The 229-nt window shown below is 38.9% G+C and carries 1 protein-coding gene; it reads left to right on the top strand.

From position 1 onward, the window contains the following. Positions 1–229, top strand: a 229-nt coding sequence (locus Q4528_RS16645) for a hypothetical protein (protein ID WP_303522917.1), incomplete at both ends; no start/stop codon positions are given.

The following is a 229-nucleotide window of genomic DNA, read 5'->3' as shown; positions in this document are numbered from 1 at the left end:
AAGTGTTGATGTTAATGCTTTTGATGAGCAGGTTAATACTTTAATAGAGAATTATGGATACAACCGTTCTGCGATTATTGAGTTTAGCCATCGGTATTCATGGAGCAGTGTCTCGTTAACCTTTACTCGGTGGTATCAAAAACTTATACCTGAGACTTACCGAGTTATTCAGGGTGTTAAGGTCGTTAATGCTACTAAGGCAGATGCATTGGCGCTTATAGAGTCTAAG

It is taken from the genome of Staphylococcus pasteuri (assembly GCF_030547725.1).
GTDB lineage: Bacteria > Bacillota > Bacilli > Staphylococcales > Staphylococcaceae > Staphylococcus > Staphylococcus pasteuri.
The sequence above is the reverse complement of the archived record's forward strand: the minus strand, read 5'-3'. Positions and strand labels throughout refer to the sequence as shown.